The sequence below is a fragment of the Sporosarcina sp. SG10008 genome (assembly GCF_044569405.1).
Lineage (GTDB): Bacteria > Bacillota > Bacilli > Bacillales_A > Planococcaceae > Sporosarcina > Sporosarcina psychrophila.
The window spans coordinates 1,558,213-1,575,444 of sequence record NZ_CP172607.1; the positions used below are offsets into that span (position 1 = coordinate 1,558,213).

The window sequence follows — 17,232 nt, forward strand, 5'->3', positions numbered from 1 at the left end:
GCTGTTGGGTGTGCGATATGCTCAACAGCCTTTGTCAATCAAATGGTTACAATTTGAAAATGAAAGCGGGGTGGATACATGGAGAAGTATTTTGACGCATCATATATATGGGAGTCCATCCCACTACTAATTCCTTTTTTAAAAATGACATTTTTGGTTGCAGGTCTTTCCGTCCTGTTCGGTACGTTCCTGGGCTTTATCTTAACGGCGGCGAAAATAGGGAAAAGTAAATTTGCAAGGAAGGTAGCTAATGGTTATACAACGATATTAAGGTGTACACCCTCTATCGTACTCCTTTTTTTAGTATATTATGGACTTCCTGCAATCGGTGATCGTGTCGGTCTGAATTTGAACAATATACACACAGCTGTATTTGTCATTATCACTTTTACACTTCAATTTGCGGCGGCTATGTCCGAGGTCATGCGCTCAGCTTTTCAATCAATTGACAAGGGACAATTTGAGGCCGCAGTAAGTGTTGGGCTAAGCAATTCACAGGCTTATAGACGAATCGTATTTCCCCAAGCTTTTGTAGTCGCATTACCGAACTTTGGAAACAGCTTGCTGGCAGTACTTCAAGAAGGATCGTTAGCTTATACAATCGGGTTGATAGATGTTGTCGGAAAAGCAAATCTTATTATTGCGGGCAACTATAACGCACATGCATTAGAAATATTTCTTGCATTAGCAATTATTTACTGGATACTTTCAATAGCAATTGAACAGTTCTTCTTAAAATTAGAGAAAGTATTTAGTAAGGGGAAACAAGGATTGAAAACTGCATAAGGGGGTGAGAAAGTGTCTGAAGGATTAAATTACAAGTTTTTAGTAGATACATTTTTTATCGCATTATCAGGTGTTCCTATAGCGCTATTCATTACAATTGTAGCTTTGCTCTTTGCGTTGCCGTTAGGATTTTTACTGGCACTAACAAGAATCAATCGAATTCCCGTGTTACATCGTTTTGCACAAGTATACGTTTCTTTTGTCAGAGGAACCCCAATTATCATTCAGATTTTCATCGTCTATAGTAGTGTCCCCTTATTGCTAAGTTCACTATTTACAAAGTTTAATATTGGGATGAATGTGTATGATGTGAATCCAATTTGGTACGCATTCATTGTCTTCACTTTTAACACTACAGCGGTCCTGATTGAAGTTTTTCGCTCTGCACTAGGCACGGTGAACAAGGGGCAGTTGGAAGCTGCCCAATCAGTGGGGCTAACGAATGTGCAAGCATACAGAAGAATTATTATCCCACAGGCATTGGTCGTTGCAATGCCGAATATCTGTACAGCGACAGTCAACTTAATCAAAGCGACATCTCTCGGGTATGCAATGTCATTACAAGAAATTACGCTGAAAGCAAAAGTGGCAGCGAACGTAGGCTACAATTATGTTGAGGCCTATATCGATATCTTTCTTGTCTATTTACTGTTATGCAGTGCAGTCGAATTCGCATTTAAACTATATGAAAAACGTTTGAGTAAATATAAACCGTCAGTCGTTTAAGTATGAAAAGGAGGGATCCGAAGCATGTTAGAAATTAGAGATATCCATAAGTCATTCGGTAAAACTGAAATCTTAAAAGGTGTTGACGTAACAATAGATAAAGGCGATGTTGTTGTTATACTGGGGCCAAGTGGATCAGGTAAGACAACATTACTGAGATGTATCAATTTTTTAGAAAAAGCGGATCAAGGCCGTGCTATTTTTGGGGATATAGACGTGAATTTAAAAACAGCATCCAAAAAACAAATCCATCAGATTAGACAGAAAATCGCTTTTGTATTTCAAAACAATAATTTGTTCAATAATAAAACAGCTTTAGAAAACGTTACAGAAGGACTTATTATCGGAAGAAAAATCCCGACAGCAGAAGCGGTTGAGATAGGGAAAAAAGCGTTGGATAAAGTGGGGCTATCGGATAAATACAATGCATATCCCAGTGAATTATCGGGAGGGCAGCAGCAAAGGGTAGGCATTGCAAGAGCAGTTGCTTTGAATCCAGACATTATTTTATTTGACGAACCAACTTCTGCATTGGATCCAGAATTAGTCGGGGAAGTTTTGACAGTTATGAAGAATATCGCGAAAGAAGGAACAACTATGTTAGTTGTCACACATGAAATGGGTTTTGCGAAGGATGTAGCTAACAAAGTAATATTTATGGATGGGGGAGTCGTAGTAGAGGAAGGAGCACCCCATGAAATCTTTGTAAATCCAAAGGAAGAACGAACACAGAAATTTTTAAAAAGGGTATTGCCCGAGGTCTTTACGTATCATATTTAATAGTCATTATCCATGAGGGTGACTTTCATTATATTAATAATGAAAGATAATTGAAATTTCATTCAAACTGATTCATTATAATAACTAGACCGTCTTTTTAGTAAACCTTGGCTTAAGGTTGCTCAGAAGAAATAAGTTCATAAAGGAAGTTTGTCAATGCAAGAAACTAACATTACGAGAATAGAATTAGACGGTAGAGAACTAATACTTATTGGAACTGCCCATGTTTCCAAGCAAAGTGCAGAACAAGTAAAAGAGGTAATCGACAAGGAAAGACCCGATTCAGTATGCATTGAATTGGATGAACAAAGGTTTCAATCTATAATGGATAGTAATAAGTGGAAAGAAACGGATATTTTCAAGGTGATTAAAGAGAAGAAAGCTACATTGCTCTTAATGAATCTGGCAATATCCTCCTTTCAAAATCGTTTGGCAAAGCAATTTGATATTAAACCTGGACAGGAAATGATTCAGGGGATTGAATCAGCAAAAGAAGTCGGTGCAAATTTGGTGCTGGCTGACCGTAATATCCAAATTACTTTTTCCCGAATTTGGGGGAATATTGGACTTAAGGGGAAAAGTCAGCTTCTGATGTCGGTTTTTTATAGTATCTTCAGCAAAGAGACGATTTCTGAAGAAGAATTGGAGAAAATGAAATCAAAGGACACGCTAAATGCCGTTCTAACTGACTTTACGGAATCATTTCCAAGGTTAAAGACGCCCTTAATCGATGAGAGAGACCAGTATTTAGCACAGAAAATCAAAGATGCACCAGGTAAAAAGGTCGTTGCAGTCATTGGTGCAGCACATGTTCCAGGGATTACAAAAGAAATCTATAATGACCATGATTTAGTCGCATTAGCGCAAACACCACCAAAATCAAAAATCCCAAAAATTAGCGGATGGGCAATTCCGATTCTTCTATTATCAATTATCGCCTACACCTTTATCGCAAATCCATCTGCCGGTTTCGATCAAGCGTTAAGCTGGGTCTTATGGACAGGTAGCCTGTCAGCTATTGGTGCTGCGGTGGCTCTTGGACACCCGCTGGCCATTTTAGCGGCCTTTGTATCAGCCCCTATTACTACCTTGCATCCACTGATAGCGGCCGGTTGGGTTTCAGGAATTGTTCAAGCATTTTTTCGCCGCCCAAGTGTTGGTGACTTTGAAACGCTTTCTGCAGATGTTTTTACGATTAAAGGTTTTTGGGCAAATAAGGTGACACGGGTCTTGTTGGTAATCGTTTTGACTAACTTGGGAGGAACGTTGGGGACCTTCTTAGGCGGAGCCGACGTTATCCGTGTATTCTTTGAAAACTTAAAGTGAAATCAATTGATCAGCATTTTCTTTTAAACGTTTTATAGTAATAATGGGGTGGGGATCGGATGAATCGAATCAGTTTTTGCTTGTTAGTGATTTTGACGACTGGACTAATGGGTTCTTCTTTTACAATAGGGAAGTTAGGGTTAGCCTATTCATCTCCACTCCTATTAGTCGCTCTGCGTTTTACGCTTGCAGGGATTATTATGGCAACTATCGTTAAAATCTTAAACAAGCCACATCCAGTAAAAGCAATCGACTGGGTGTGGATTGTTCTAATTGGACTTTTCCAAACAGCTTTTGTGATGGGCTGTATATTTATGGCACTGCGTACAATCACTTCTGGAGAGACGTCTATCCTAACGTTTATGAATCCTTTACTCGTTGTCGTTTTTGGGACGCTTTTTTTAAAATCGCGTTACCATATTCAGCAATGGATAGGTGTACTGTTAGGTTTTATCGGGGTTTTTCTCACGTTAGGTTCACATCTTGACTTTAAAGTCGGTACCATATTAGGGCTTTTGTCGGCTGTTTCATGGGCGATTGCTACGCTATTGATAAAAATACATGGTTTCAAATTTGATACGTATGTAATGACAGCCTATCAAATGCTTTTTGGTGGATTAATTCTCTTTCTGGGAAGCTTACTACTGGAAGAGACTTTCTTTAAAATGACTACTCAATCTATCCTGATTTTGTTATGGCTTACCATTGCAGCCTCAATTATTCAGTTTTCTATTTGGTTTTATCTTCTCCAAAGAGGTAATCAAGAACGAACTAGTGCATTCCTTTTTTTAGCGCCATTCTTCGGTGTACTCACAGGATGGTTTTTACTCCATGAAAGACTAACCTGGTCTATCCTTTTTGGTGGATTACTAATATTTGCAGGAATCTTTCTTGTTAATTGGAAAAATAATTATGAAAAGGAAATAGAGAAAACCGATGAGAACAACGAAAGGTTAAGTGAGAGTTAACTAACATGTTTCCTAGCGCACTGAAAAGTAGTTTAAAGTGCCTATTATATGTGCAAGAAGATCGCCTTTAATTCCAACTAAACTGATATGATTGAAAATAAATTCTGATAAGTCATTGACTTTGAATTTTCGATAATGTAGTATTGGTCTCAACTTAATAGTTTATATCTTATCTAGAGAGGTTGAGGGACTGGCCCGATGAAACCTCGGCAACAGACTGTTTAGTACTGTGCCAATTCCAGTAAACGAAAGTTTAGCAGATAAGAGGAGTAATATGTGTTCGATTCTATTAACCTCTTCTTGCTCTATTTAGAAGTGGTTTTTTTATTTCTTTACTGTAAAGGTTGTAAGTCATTTATCATTTTAACAATTTCATACATGCTAATTAGACAACTAAAGGCAACTTTCTAATCGATTATTTGAATCGGAAAAAGGTGTCTTTTTTGTATATAAAAATTAAACTGAAACAAATGATTTAGGGGGGCAAACAATGACAGAGTCTACAAATATCGTTTGGCATGAATCAGAGGTAACAAAAAAAAAACGTCAAGAACTAAAGGGCCATAAGAGTGCTATTCTTTGGTTCACTGGGCTATCAGGGTCAGGGAAATCAACAGTTTCAGTAGCGCTAGAAACAAAGTTACACGCGAAAGGCATTCATACTTATCGACTGGATGGAGATAATGTCCGGCACGGTTTAAATAAGAATCTAGGGTTTAGTCCAAATGATCGGACGGAAAATATTCGCAGAATCGGTGAAGTTTCAAAACTAATGGTCGACGCTGGCTTATTCACATTGACAGCATTCATATCGCCTTATCAGGAAGATCGAGATCAGGTGCGAGAAATTGTCAAATCCGATGAGTTTATCGAAATATACGTTAAGGCAAGTTTAGAAACTTGTGAAGAACGGGATCCGAAGGGGCTTTATAAGAAAGCAAGATTGGGTGAAATTAAAGGTTTTACAGGAATTGATGCTCCTTATGAAGAACCTGTTAACCCGGAAATAATCATTGATACCAATCAATTAAATATTGTAGAGTCTGTCAAAGCCATCGTTTCTTATTTAAAAGAAAATAACTATATCTAAAAAAATTACTAAATGCGTAACATATTGGGGTTTTAGGAATAGAATGTATTTAAACCTACTTGACACATAGGATTAATAAAGTTAGTATAAACGCTAATCACATGCCGACTGGAAATCAAGAAGCTAATGGACAATCGTGAACATACGAACAATTCGCTGACTAAAAAATTAGAGGCGACTTTAATCAATAGTAGATTAAAGTCGCCTTTTTTAAAAAAAGATAATGTAATAGAGTTATTGAGTTTAGAGGGGGGATTAGTATGGCGAAGTTGACGTACAAATCTTGGGCTGAGACTAGTGAAGTTTTTCCAATCGATGACGAGTCAAAAGGTGCGTTAAACGTCTTGCGATGGGCTTACGGAGAATACGACGATGAACTTGTATATGCGTGTAGTTTTGGGGTTGAAGGTATAGTAATGATAGATTTAATCTCGCAAATAAAACCAACTGCTAAAGTGGTCTTTCTCGAAACCGGATTTCATTTTCAAGAAACGCATACCTTAATCGATGAAGTAAAGAAACGTTATCCAAAGCTTGTAATTGAAATGAAGACTCCCGGCTTAACGGTTGAGGAACAAGCTGACAAGTATGGCGATCGACTATGGGAAAGACAGCCGGATCGTTGTTGTCATATGAGGAAAGTAATTCCACTCCGTGAAGCAATGAGCGGTACGACCGCTTGGTTATCAGGACTTAGGCGTGAACAATCACCATCAAGAAGTCAGACAAACTTTGTGAACAAAGATGAAACCTTTCAATCGGTTAAAATTTGCCCGCTGATTCATTGGACGTGGATTGATATTTGGGATTATGTAAAAAAACATAATTTGCCTTATAATCCACTCCATGACCAAGGCTATCCCAGTATCGGTTGTTCACACTGCACATTCAAAGGGGATACAACGACGGGGTCGAGGTCAGGGCGCTGGGCAAATCAGGCGAAGACAGAGTGTGGCTTGCATAATGCTAACGAAAATGGGGGAATTTAAATGAGTTTGAGTCAACCGCATGGTGGTACATTAATTAATCGCTGGAATCCTGGTTTTCAATACGAAGGAATAACTGAAACAGTTGAATTAGACGAAATTGCTAGTAGTGACTTGGATTTGATTGGTACGGGTGCTTATAGCCCTTTAAGTGGATTTCTTACAGAAGTAGACTACAATTCTGTTGTTACAACAATGAGATTATCTACTGGAGTACCTTGGACAATTCCGATTACATTGCCAACGACAGAGGTGAACGCACAAGGTATCGCTGTTGGGAAATTTGTGAAATTGGTGAGAGATGGAGTTGTCTATGGTGTTCTCGAAGTATCGGATATTTTCACACCAGATAAGGAAAAAGAAGCTAAACTAGTCTATCAAACGACAGACCGTGAGCACCCAGGCGTCAAGAAGTTGTTTGAGCGCCCTAATGTCTACCTGGGTGGAACCATCACACTGATTCAGCGAAGGCCGCTGAATGAGTTTTCGGAGTACCTATATGACCCGATTGAAACAAGAGGGAAATTCCAAGAGCTAGGCTGGGAAACAGTCGTCGGTTTCCAAACGAGAAACCCAGTTCATAGGGCACATGAATATATTCAAAAGACTGCATTGGAAATTGTAGATGGATTATTTTTGAATCCCCTTGTAGGTGAAACGAAATCAGATGATATTCCAGCAGATGTGCGCCTGGAAAGCTATGAAGTCTTACTAGAAAAATATTATGCGAAAGAGCATGTGTTTTTAGGTGTGTTTACAGCGGCAATGCGCTATGCCGGACCAAGAGAAGCCGTTTTTCATGCGATGGTTCGAAAGAATTTTGGTTGTACACACTTTATCGTCGGTCGTGATCATGCGGGTGTTGGTAATTATTACGGTACGTATGATGCTCAGAAAATCTTTAGCAACTTTACGCTTGGAGAACTTGGGATTACGTTATTATTTTTCGAACATAGCTTTTACTGCAATAAGTGCGGTAACATGGCAACACCAAAAACATGTCCGCATGATGCCAGTCACCATGTGATCTTGTCGGGAACAAAAGTGAGAGAAATGCTTCGTAAGGGAGAACAACTGCCATCGACATTTAGCCGACCGGAAGTGATCGAAGTATTAATTGCAGGAATGCAAAAAGAAGAGATTCATTCATAACGATGATTTTATTGTAGAACTGAGCGGTGAGAGGAGAGATGAGAATGGGAAAAGTATTTATAGTTGGAGCTGGACCTGGAGATGTTGATTTAATCACCGTTAAAGGGATGAAATGTATTCAACAAGCGGATGTCATCTTGTATGATCGTTTAATTAATAAAGAGCTGCTCTCCTATGCAAAACCGGGAGCGGACTTAATTTATTGCGGAAAACTCCCAAATTACCATGCAATGATTCAGGAGACGATTAACCACTTTTTAGTGAAATATGCGAAGCAGGGAAAAATCGTCACACGCTTAAAAGGTGGAGATCCATTCGTTTTTGGCAGAGGTGCTGAAGAGGCAGAAGTTCTTGCAGACAACGGAATCCCTTTTGAGGTGGTTCCAGGAATTACTGCTGGAATTGCGGCTCCTGCTTATGCGGGAATCCCAGTCACGCATCGTGATTTAAGTTCTAGTTTTGCGATTGTAACTGGCCATATGCGTGCTGGAAAAAGCGATTCCATTCATTGGGAAAGTCTTGCAGTTGGTATTGATACATTAGCGATTTATATGGGTGTCGGAAACTTACCTTATATTTGTGAGCAACTGACTAAGCATGGCCGACCTGAAAACACGCCAGTTGCACTTGTTCATTGGGGGACGACAGAAGCGCAGTATACGATTACAGGTACACTATCGACCATTGTAGAGATTGCGAGAGATTCTGAAATTAAAAACCCAAGTATGATCATTGTCGGCGAAGTTGTGAAATTGCGAGAGAAGATTCAATGGTTTGAACAAACAGAGTTGAACCAAAATAGTATTAAAGAAGTATCTGCATACTAGCAGTTTAACTTCTTTCAGCAGGGGTGAGAATCCCCGCTTAATAATAAAGAAAGGTTACCTTAGTACGCCGAGGCGTACTTGATACGAGGAGGGATTAGCATGCAGGCAGTTTTATATGTGGGCCACGGTAGCCGAATTAAAGCAGGTGTCGAAGAAGCCATTCAGTTTATTAAGAGCAGTCAAGCAATGATCGATGTTCCGATTCAAGAGATTTGTTTTTTAGAACTAGCGGCACCAAGCGTGGATGAAGGGATTACGAAATGCGTGGAACGCGGAGCTACTAAAATTGCCATTGTACCTATACTTTTATTAACCGCAGCGCATGCAAATGAAGATATTCCATTTGAAATCGAAGTGGGAAAAATCATGTATCCCGATATCGAATTTACATACGGAAAAGCATTTGGCATTCATCCGAAGATTGTTGATAGTTTATATGACCGAGTTGTTGAACAAAAAGTAGCGATTGCAGAAGATGCTCAAGTGTTAATCGTAGGCAGGGGGAGTAGTGATCCCACAGTTAAGCATGATTTAAACGAAATTGCACAGCTTCTTGCTGACAAGTACGCCTTTAATAAAGTAACTGTTTGTTTTCTTTACGGAGCAGATCCTCATTTCGATGAAGCATTACTGCAACTACAGGAAGCACCTCAAAAGCAAGTTTTCATTATTCCGTACTTATTATTTACAGGTATTTTAATGAATGGCATTGAGAAAAAGATTGTGACACAGTCTCCTAATGACCAGCAGCTTATTCTTTGTGAAAATCTTGGTTATCACAAATATGTCCAGGATGTACTTGTAGAACGGGTGAATGAGTTACTTGAAAAAGAGCAAATCAGTCAGCTTATTTAAATGAAGATATTTTGTCTGAGAGGATGAAAGGGACTATGGAGAAACGGGAACAAAATCTTGAACTTACTATTGAAAATGTTAAAAAGATGCTGAGCACGATGAATTATGGCTCTATCACATTGGTTATTCAAGACAATGTTGTGGTTCAAATAGAGAGAAATGAGAAAATTAGATTAAAATAATGCTCTTTTTATAGCTGTGTATGTTGAAATAAAGAATTCTTTTGAATTCGATATGACGCTTGAGGATACCTCAGCTTAGTTTATATAAGTATTCGCGTGCTCAGCATATATATGTAAAATACTAATTTTGCGGGGTGGGAAATTTTGGCGCTTCAAGTGATAAACAGTCCTTTTAATCAGGAGCAGGTAGAACTCCTAAATCAACTTTTACCAATACTGACGGAGACACAACAAATCTGGTTGGGAGGCTATCTGAGTGCGAGTCAATTAGCTACGCAATCAAACGCTTCAGGCAGCGTGGCTGTTCTGGAAGCTCCGTCAAAAAAAATAGAAGTCATCTCAAAAGAAGTGACAATTCTCTATGGATCTCAGACTGGTAACGGGCAGGCTTTAGCTGAAAAACTGACGAAGAATTTAAAAGCAGAAGAGTTTCAAGTAACGCTTGCTTCTATGAATGAATTCAAACCGAATTCGCTTAAGAAAATTGAGAACTTACTACTTATTGTAAGTACACATGGTGAAGGTGATCCACCAGATAATGCATTGCCGTTCTATGAATTTCTTCATGGTAAAAGAGCGCCACAATTGGATAATCTGCACTATTCGATCCTGTCTTTGGGAGATAGTTCTTATGAGTTTTTCTGTCAGACAGGTAAGCAATTTGATGAACGATTACTGAAGTTAGGTGCAAAACAGCTTAGTCCACGTGTGGATTGCGACTTGGATTATGATGAATCTGCTGCGGAATGGTTTACGAATGTTTTAGCCACATTAAATGAGCAACAAGGATGCAGTTCTACAACGGTCCAACAACCAGTCAACAAGGGTGTTACGGAACAGTTGGAGTATTCTAGAACAAATCCATTTAAAGCTGAAATCCTAGAGAATTTGAATTTAAATGGCCGTGGGTCAAACAAAGAAACACGTCATCTTGAGTTATCACTTGAAGGATCGAACCTTGAGTTTGAACCAGGAGACAGTTTAGGCATTTTTCCAGAAAATGATACAGAATTAGTAGATACCTTGATTGCAGAGATGGGCTGGAATGCTAGCGAAGCAGTGAAGGTCAATAACCAGGGGGAGCTTAAGCCCTTGCGCGAGGCGTTGATTTCTAATTTTGAAATCACTGTATTGACGAAACCATTACTACAAAAAGCAGTGCAATTTACCGCTAACAATGAATTAAAGGAACTCTTGGAATCAGCAAAGGACCAAGAATGCAGGGATTATCTCTATGGTCGTGATCTATTGGATCTAGTACGGGATTTTGCGCCATGGGAAGTCACTCTAAGTAATTTTGTCGCAATATTACGTAAAATACCCGCGCGCTTATATTCAATTGCCAGTAGTTCAAAAGCAAATCCAGATGAAGTTCATCTCACGATTGGAACTGTTCGTTATGAGGCACATGGTCGCGATCGGGTTGGTGTCTGTTCAGATGAATGTGCTGTACGTGCGCAACCAGGAGATCATTTACCGGTATATGTTCAGCGTAACTCGAACTTTAAATTACCAGAAGATCCTAACACGCCTTTGATTATGATTGGACCTGGTACTGGAATAGCTCCGTTCAGATCATTCTTGGAAGAACGCGAGGAGATTGGCGCCGAAGGGAAAACATGGTTGTTCTTTGGTGATCAACACTTCGTTACAGACTTTCTGTATCAGGTTGAATGGCAACAATGGCTCAAAGAGGGTGTATTGACGAGAATGGATGTTGCATTTTCCCGTGATACGAAAGATAAAGTCTATGTCCAACACCGAATGATTGAGAACAGCCAAGCTATTTTTAAGTGGCTAGAAGAGGGTGCTGTACTCTACGTCTGCGGTGATGAAAAGCATATGGCTGCTGACGTCCATACTACTTTGGAAAAAATCATTGAAAAAGAAGGTGCCATGAGTACCAAGGAAGCATCTGATTATTTAGCTGACATGCAACAGCAGAAACGTTATCAACGTGATGTCTATTGAAACAAGTGAGAGAGGAGCTAGTTACATGACTAAAAAAATAATTCTTCCGCCACAACCCGGTCCACCTAGTGATGTTGAGCGGATTAAGAGTGAGAGTAACTATTTACGAGGAACGCTTGTGGAGACGCTTGAATATCCGATTAGTTCGGGGATACCTGACGACGATAATCGATTGATGAAACACCATGGGAGTTATCTGCAAGATGATCGGGATTTACGCAATGAGCGACAACGTCAAAAATTAGAGCCGGCATACCAGTTCATGGTCCGTGTTCGCGCTCCGGGCGGCGTTGCAACCTCGGCGCAATGGCTAGCAATGGACGGTGTTGCCAATAAATTTGGTAATGGAACGTTGAAATTGACTACCCGACAAGCATTTCAAATGCATGGGATTTTAAAGTGGAATATGAAGGAAAATATTCAGGAAATTAATGCGGCATTGATGGATACACTAGCGGCTTGTGGGGATGTGAACCGGAATGTCATGTGTAACCCAAACCCTTATCAATCGGATATTCATGCCGAGGTCTATGGTTGGGCTCAGAAACTAAGTGATTATCTTTCGCCACGGACCAATGCGTATCATGAAATTTGGCTTGATGGTGAAAAAGTAATCGACAGTCAAGAAACAGAGGAAGAAATCGAACCATTATATGGTGCGCTCTATTTACCACGGAAATTTAAAATTGGTGTAGCAGTTCCTCCTAATAATGATGTTGACGTCTTTTCGCAGGATCTTGGTCTAATTGCCATTTTAGAAGAAGGTAAATTAGTAGGATTCAACATTGCAGTCGGAGGCGGCATGGGGATGACACATGGAGATACAGACACCTATCCTCAGTTAGCACGGGTGATTGGATTTTGTACAACAGATCAGATTATCGAAGTAGCCGAAAAAATCATTACGATTCAACGTGATTACGGGAATCGTTCTGTTCGAAAGTATGCACGTTTTAAATACACAATTGATACACGTGGACTTGAATGGGTCGTAAAAGAACTCAATGAGCGATTAGGCTGGGAACTAGAAACCGCGCGTGATTATCATTTTGAACATAATGGAGATCGTTATGGCTGGATAGAAGGAAGCGATGGCACTTGGCATTTCACGCTCTTTATCCAAAATGGTCGAATCCAAGACTTGGATGATTATCCACTGATGACTGGCTTGCGCGAAATTGCCAAGATTCACACAGGAGATTTCCGCCTTAGCCCAAACCAAAACCTGATTATCAGCAATGTTTCGAGTCAAAATAAGAAAAAGATCGTCGAACTGATTGAACAGCATGGATTGACTGATGGACAGCATCATTCTGCATTACGTCGAAGTTCAATGGCTTGTGTTGCTTTTCCAACTTGCGGACTAGCGATGGCTGAAGCTGAACGTTATCTGCCTACCCTGTTGGATAAGATGGAACTGATTTTGGATGAAGCGGGATTGCGTGAAAAAGAGATTATCATACGTATTTCAGGGTGTCCAAACGGTTGTTCTCGTCCTTCTTTAGGGGAAATAGCCTTTATCGGTAAATCTCCTGGAAAATATAATATGTATCTAGGGGCTGGCTTTGTTGGAGATCGACTAAACAAATTATACCGGGAAAACATTGGAGAAGAAGAGATTCTAGCACTACTTAGACCACTATTTTTCCAATACGCGAAGGAAAGACAAGAAGGCGAGCATTTTGGAGATTTTGTTATCCGTGCAGGACATGTGAAAGCAGTCCAATCTGGATTGGACTTTCACGATTAATAAGAAAAGCGCAAGCGCCTAGGTAGACCCGAAAAGCGCTGGAGGGCCTAAAGATAAAGGCGTACTTTGCCTTTAACTTAAGGACTGAAGCGACTCGAGGGTCTAGGCGCTGGAGTCTAGACAATAAGAAAAGCGCAAGCGCCTAGGTAGACCCGAAAAGCACTGGAGGGCCTAAAGATAAAGGCGTACTTTGCCTTTAACTTAAGGACTGAAGCGACTCGAGGGTCTAGGCGCTGGAGTCTAGACAATAAGAAAAGCGCAAGCGCCTAGGTAGACCCGAAAAGCGCTAGAGGGCCTAAAGATAAAGGCGTACTTTGCCTTTAACTTAAGGACTGAAGCGACTCGAGGGTCTAGGCGCTGGAGTCTAGACAATGCTCCAAGTGAAAAACTTATACTTTCTAATAATATAAAAAAGCTAAGTAGGACCGCTGATTTTACGGTCTTTTCCAGAATAACTTTACAGCGGCAGGTGGATAAAACAATGAAATCCTACCCGATTATGTTGAACATCGAAGGCAAAGCTGTAGTAGTAGTTGGTGGTGGTCTGATTGCCTACAGAAAAATTACCGGCTTGCTACAGGCAGGTGCTTATATAACTGTGATTAGTCCGGTGATTCATTCGAAAATAGAACAACTCTTTATTGAGAACAAGATTTCCTGGAAAAATAAATTGTTTGAACCGGTTGATCTTGATTCCGCATTGATTGTTATTGCAGCCACAAATAGTGAAATCGTGAACACATTCGTTGCATCGTCTGCTGGCAAGCATCAACTGGTCAATATCGTTGATAATCCGGAGTTAAGCACCTTTCATGTCCCTGCAAAGCTGACAAGGGGTGACCTAACGATAAGTGTTGCAACGGGCGGCGGAAGTCCGACACTTTCCAAAAGCATTCGTGATGAACTTGCCGTAATTTACGACGATACTTATGGCGATTATCTTGAATTTCTAACGCTGTCGAGAGAAAAAGTTAAGCATTCTATCTTTGATCAAACAATAAAAACGAAATTACTTAAAGCAATCACGAATGACACGTACAGGCAATCTAACAACATGCAAAATGCCTTTCTAGAATTAATAAGTGGATATCAAAACATGTCCTAAATGTAACTGGGAGGATGACAGATATGCGCGTCGTAAACAATATAGCTGAATTGATTGGAAATACTCCGCTTGTGAGATTGAATAGACTGCCAGATTCAGAAGGAGCAGCTGTCTATGTGAAACTTGAATATTTTAATCCAAGCGGGAGCGTAAAAGACCGAGCTGCTTACAATATGATTGTCGAAGCAGAAAAAAGTGGGGAATTGGTTGCGGCGGCAACGATTATTGAACCGACATCAGGCAATACAGGAATAGGATTGGCAATGAATGCCGCGGCAAGAGGTTATGGAGCGATTTTCGTCATGCCGGATAATGCAACGATTGAACGCATTAATTTAATGAAAGCATATGGTGCGGAGGTCGTTCTAACTCCAAGTGAGGAAAGAATGCCAGGTGCAATCGCCAAAGCAAATGAATTAGCTGCACAAATTGAAAACAGTTTTATCCCCATGCAATTTGAAAACTCTGCAAATCCGGATATTCATCGGACAACAACGGCTGTTGAAATTAGTGAAGCGATGAAGTCCATTGGAAGAAAGCTTAATGCTTTTGTTTGTACATCAGGAACGGGAGGGACAGTGACAGGTACCGGAGAAGCACTTAAAGAACTTGATGCTAGAATAACGGTTCATGTTGTTGAGCCCGCCGGATCACCTGTCTTATCGGGCGGAGAGCCTGGTAAGCATAAGCTTGTTGGAACAAGTCCAGGTTTTATTCCTTCCGTTTTGAATACGAACGTCTATGATGAAATATTTATGATACAAGACGATGAAGCTTACGAGACAGTCCGGTCTTTAGCCGCGAATGAAGGGATTCTTATTGGCCCTTCGGGAGGCGCTGCCGTATATGCGGCTTTGACCGTTGCAAGGCGATTGACTCCGAATGATACGGTCGTCTGTATTGCACCTGATTCCGGTGAACGCTATTTATCGAGCGATTTGTTCGGATTTTAAAACCAAATCTTCAATTTACGGAGTGCGTGAATAATAAATAGAGCTACTAAATTAGTTGAACATATGAAAACCTATATAAACTAAACAAAGTGGCCTTAAAAGGAATTCTTTATTTCAACCTATATAGATTTACTTGTAGGGAATTTTAGGGAAGGGGTATTTGAATGTATTTAACAATAGACGGCATTGTGAAAAGCTTTCCCCACAAAGAAAATGGTCATGTCAAAGTGCTGGATAATATCTCGTTAGACGTGGAAAAAGGGCAGTTTGTTTCAATTGTTGGTCCTTCCGGTTGCGGGAAGTCGACATTGCTCTATCTGATTGCTGGTCTTGAAAAGGCTGATCAAGGGGAAATTCGGATTGCTGGAAAAGTAGTGACGGATCCCGGACCAGATCGTGTCGTTGTATTCCAACAGGATGGATTATTTCCATGGTTAACGGTTCTTGATAATGTCACGTATGGCTTACGTTTAAAGGGTCTGCCAAAAAAAGAGGCAGAGGACAAAGCGAGAGAAATGTTGAAAATGGTCCATCTAAGTAATTTTATCGACGCCTATCCACATCAGCTGTCCGGAGGTATGAAACAACGTGTTGCTATCGCACGCGCACTTGTTATGGAGCCCGCAATTTTACTAATGGATGAGCCATTTGCGGCATTGGATGAGCAGACCAGAATGGTGTTACATAATGAACTTCTGGAAATTTGGCAAAAAACGAAGGTGACAATCTTTTTCGTTACGCATAACATTCGGGAAGCTGTCCTTTTATCCGAAAAGATTGTTGTATTTGAAACACGTCCTGGAAGAATAAAAGAGATTTATTCTTCAAAAACAATGAAAGACGGCGTTATGCCAAATGATGTAACCTTTCATTTGGAAAAACAGATATTGGCATCACTGCAAGGTGAAATTGAGAAAGTGTTAAAGGAGGAAATGGGGGATGACTACATTTTTAAGACGAACCCTCTTCATCGGGATTCTAGCGGCGATATGGGAAGTCACATCTAGATTATCAAGCTTACCCGATTTCATGTTTCCGAGTCTCAGCCAAGTATTGCATACACTTTACACAGGTATTTTGAGTGGTCAAATAATGACTGCAATCCTTACTAGCATGAGTCGTCTATTAATAGGATTTACAATTGCGACAATCCTTGGTCTTTTTTTAGGTTACCTCATATGGCGTTCTGAGTTAGTGGAAGACACACTTGGATTTCTTGTCACGGCATTGCAATCGATTCCGAGTATTGTTTGGTTCCCACTTGCAATCATTTGGTTCGGTTTGAACGATTTCTCTATTCTTTTTATTGTAACAATCGGAGCGACTTGGACAATGACAATCAATGCGACAAGTGGTTTTAAAAATGTGCCAAGGCTTTATCAACAAGTAGCTAAAACATTAGGTTCTAGCGGTTTTCACTTTTTGCGAACAGTTATTATGCCAGCATCTGTCCCGCAGCTCATATCTGGATTACGAATCGCCTGGGCATTTTCCTGGCGCGCGTTAATGGCAGGGGAACTTCTTGGTGGTGGAGGAGGGCTTGGGTATCTCTTGGAAATGGGAAGATCACTCGGACAAATGGATTTGGTTATCTCGGTAATGATCATCATTGGTGTTATCGGTACAATCATGGATAATCTTGTCTTTTTACGATTGGAGCGCAGTGTGCAGAAAAAATGGGGAATTAGTTAAGGGAAAAGCGGAAACAGCATGCTACGACGTGACAGGCATAAGCAGGAATGACTTTGAAGGATGGTAGTCTAAATACGTGATAT

At 40.2% G+C, this 17,232-nt stretch carries 17 protein-coding genes and 1 riboswitch; all 17 genes read left to right on the forward strand.

Features of this window, described 5'->3' with window-relative positions; genetic code table 11:
- Window positions 1-78: 78 nt before the first annotated feature.
- On the forward strand, window positions 79-786 hold the full coding sequence (locus tag ACGLYD_RS07410; protein WP_399632168.1) for an amino acid ABC transporter permease: 708 nt from the start codon (window positions 79-81) through the stop codon (window positions 784-786).
- 12 nt (window positions 787-798) lie between these two features.
- The gene (locus ACGLYD_RS07415; protein WP_399632170.1) at window positions 799-1,512 is read left to right on the forward strand and encodes an amino acid ABC transporter permease; all 714 of its coding nucleotides are present in this window, start codon (window positions 799-801) and stop codon (window positions 1,510-1,512) included.
- A gap of 24 nt (window positions 1,513-1,536) precedes the next feature.
- Window positions 1,537-2,292 (forward strand): amino acid ABC transporter ATP-binding protein, encoded by a 756-nt coding sequence (locus ACGLYD_RS07420; protein ID WP_067208929.1) that lies wholly within the window; start codon window positions 1,537-1,539, stop codon window positions 2,290-2,292.
- A gap of 156 nt (window positions 2,293-2,448) precedes the next feature.
- The gene (locus ACGLYD_RS07425; RefSeq protein WP_399632172.1) at window positions 2,449-3,618 is read left to right on the forward strand and encodes a TraB/GumN family protein; all 1,170 of its coding nucleotides are present in this window, start codon (window positions 2,449-2,451) and stop codon (window positions 3,616-3,618) included.
- Window positions 3,619-3,677: 59 nt separating this feature from the next.
- Window positions 3,678-4,586 (forward strand): DMT family transporter, encoded by a 909-nt coding sequence (locus ACGLYD_RS07430; protein WP_399632174.1) that lies wholly within the window; start codon window positions 3,678-3,680, stop codon window positions 4,584-4,586.
- Between the two features lie 166 nt (window positions 4,587-4,752).
- A riboswitch (SAM riboswitch) is annotated at window positions 4,753-4,853 on the forward strand.
- Window positions 4,854-5,076: 223 nt separating this feature from the next.
- A complete protein-coding gene (cysC, locus tag ACGLYD_RS07435) occupies window positions 5,077-5,676 on the forward strand; it encodes an adenylyl-sulfate kinase (protein ID WP_399632176.1) in 600 nt (199 codons plus the stop codon).
- A gap of 260 nt (window positions 5,677-5,936) precedes the next feature.
- Window positions 5,937-6,665 (forward strand): phosphoadenylyl-sulfate reductase, encoded by a 729-nt coding sequence (locus ACGLYD_RS07440; RefSeq protein ID WP_067208939.1) that lies wholly within the window; start codon window positions 5,937-5,939, stop codon window positions 6,663-6,665.
- Window positions 6,666-7,814 carry a sulfate adenylyltransferase gene (gene sat, locus ACGLYD_RS07445; RefSeq protein WP_067208941.1) on the forward strand — a complete coding sequence of 383 codons (1,149 nt, stop codon included), beginning with the start codon at window positions 6,666-6,668 and terminating at the stop codon, window positions 7,812-7,814.
- 44 nt (window positions 7,815-7,858) lie between these two features.
- The gene (gene cobA, locus ACGLYD_RS07450) at window positions 7,859-8,641 is read left to right on the forward strand and encodes a uroporphyrinogen-III C-methyltransferase (RefSeq protein ID WP_067208943.1); all 783 of its coding nucleotides are present in this window, start codon (window positions 7,859-7,861) and stop codon (window positions 8,639-8,641) included.
- A gap of 99 nt (window positions 8,642-8,740) precedes the next feature.
- On the forward strand, window positions 8,741-9,496 hold the full coding sequence (locus ACGLYD_RS07455) for a sirohydrochlorin chelatase (protein ID WP_399632181.1): 756 nt from the start codon (window positions 8,741-8,743) through the stop codon (window positions 9,494-9,496).
- 35 nt (window positions 9,497-9,531) lie between these two features.
- On the forward strand, window positions 9,532-9,678 hold the full coding sequence (locus ACGLYD_RS07460) for a YezD family protein (protein WP_082786557.1): 147 nt from the start codon (window positions 9,532-9,534) through the stop codon (window positions 9,676-9,678).
- A gap of 144 nt (window positions 9,679-9,822) precedes the next feature.
- Complete coding sequence (locus ACGLYD_RS07465) at window positions 9,823-11,649, forward strand: assimilatory sulfite reductase (NADPH) flavoprotein subunit (protein WP_399632183.1); 1,827 nt, start codon at window positions 9,823-9,825, stop codon at window positions 11,647-11,649.
- 25 nt (window positions 11,650-11,674) lie between these two features.
- Window positions 11,675-13,399 (forward strand): assimilatory sulfite reductase (NADPH) hemoprotein subunit, encoded by a 1,725-nt coding sequence (gene cysI, locus ACGLYD_RS07470; protein ID WP_354312963.1) that lies wholly within the window; start codon window positions 11,675-11,677, stop codon window positions 13,397-13,399.
- 481 nt (window positions 13,400-13,880) lie between these two features.
- Window positions 13,881-14,504: a bifunctional precorrin-2 dehydrogenase/sirohydrochlorin ferrochelatase gene (locus ACGLYD_RS07475; RefSeq protein ID WP_187047705.1), complete on the forward strand. Its 624-nt coding sequence runs from the start codon at window positions 13,881-13,883 to the stop codon at window positions 14,502-14,504.
- Between the two features lie 23 nt (window positions 14,505-14,527).
- On the forward strand, window positions 14,528-15,457 hold the full coding sequence (gene cysK, locus ACGLYD_RS07480) for a cysteine synthase A (RefSeq protein ID WP_399632186.1): 930 nt from the start codon (window positions 14,528-14,530) through the stop codon (window positions 15,455-15,457).
- A gap of 164 nt (window positions 15,458-15,621) precedes the next feature.
- Window positions 15,622-16,464: an ABC transporter ATP-binding protein gene (locus tag ACGLYD_RS07485; RefSeq protein ID WP_399632188.1), complete on the forward strand. Its 843-nt coding sequence runs from the start codon at window positions 15,622-15,624 to the stop codon at window positions 16,462-16,464.
- Window positions 16,397-17,149, forward strand: a complete 753-nt coding sequence (locus ACGLYD_RS07490) for an ABC transporter permease (RefSeq protein WP_067208970.1) — start codon at window positions 16,397-16,399, stop codon at window positions 17,147-17,149. The genes ACGLYD_RS07485 and ACGLYD_RS07490 overlap by 68 nt, the downstream gene beginning before the upstream one ends.
- Window positions 17,150-17,232 lie beyond the last annotated feature (83 nt).

What these genes read in the sequence shown, in the direction of transcription:
- ACGLYD_RS07410 (WP_399632168.1), top strand. Translation starts at nt 79, where the DNA reads ATGGAGAAGTATTTTGACGCATCATATATATGGGAGTCCATCCCACTA.
- ACGLYD_RS07420 (WP_067208929.1), top strand. Translation starts at nt 1,537, where the DNA reads ATGTTAGAAATTAGAGATATCCATAAGTCATTCGGTAAAACTGAAATC.
- ACGLYD_RS07425 (WP_399632172.1), top strand. Translation starts at nt 2,449, where the DNA reads ATGCAAGAAACTAACATTACGAGAATAGAATTAGACGGTAGAGAACTA.
- ACGLYD_RS07430 (WP_399632174.1), top strand. Translation starts at nt 3,678, where the DNA reads ATGAATCGAATCAGTTTTTGCTTGTTAGTGATTTTGACGACTGGACTA.
- cysC (WP_399632176.1), top strand. Translation starts at nt 5,077, where the DNA reads ATGACAGAGTCTACAAATATCGTTTGGCATGAATCAGAGGTAACAAAA.
- ACGLYD_RS07440 (WP_067208939.1), top strand. Translation starts at nt 5,937, where the DNA reads ATGGCGAAGTTGACGTACAAATCTTGGGCTGAGACTAGTGAAGTTTTT.
- sat (WP_067208941.1), top strand. Translation starts at nt 6,666, where the DNA reads ATGAGTTTGAGTCAACCGCATGGTGGTACATTAATTAATCGCTGGAAT.
- cobA (WP_067208943.1), top strand. Translation starts at nt 7,859, where the DNA reads ATGGGAAAAGTATTTATAGTTGGAGCTGGACCTGGAGATGTTGATTTA.
- ACGLYD_RS07455 (WP_399632181.1), top strand. Translation starts at nt 8,741, where the DNA reads ATGCAGGCAGTTTTATATGTGGGCCACGGTAGCCGAATTAAAGCAGGT.
- ACGLYD_RS07460 (WP_082786557.1), top strand. Translation starts at nt 9,532, where the DNA reads ATGGAGAAACGGGAACAAAATCTTGAACTTACTATTGAAAATGTTAAA.
- cysI (WP_354312963.1), top strand. Translation starts at nt 11,675, where the DNA reads ATGACTAAAAAAATAATTCTTCCGCCACAACCCGGTCCACCTAGTGAT.
- ACGLYD_RS07475 (WP_187047705.1), top strand. Translation starts at nt 13,881, where the DNA reads ATGAAATCCTACCCGATTATGTTGAACATCGAAGGCAAAGCTGTAGTA.
- cysK (WP_399632186.1), top strand. Translation starts at nt 14,528, where the DNA reads ATGCGCGTCGTAAACAATATAGCTGAATTGATTGGAAATACTCCGCTT.
- ACGLYD_RS07485 (WP_399632188.1), top strand. Translation starts at nt 15,622, where the DNA reads ATGTATTTAACAATAGACGGCATTGTGAAAAGCTTTCCCCACAAAGAA.
- ACGLYD_RS07490 (WP_067208970.1), top strand. Translation starts at nt 16,397, where the DNA reads ATGACTACATTTTTAAGACGAACCCTCTTCATCGGGATTCTAGCGGCG.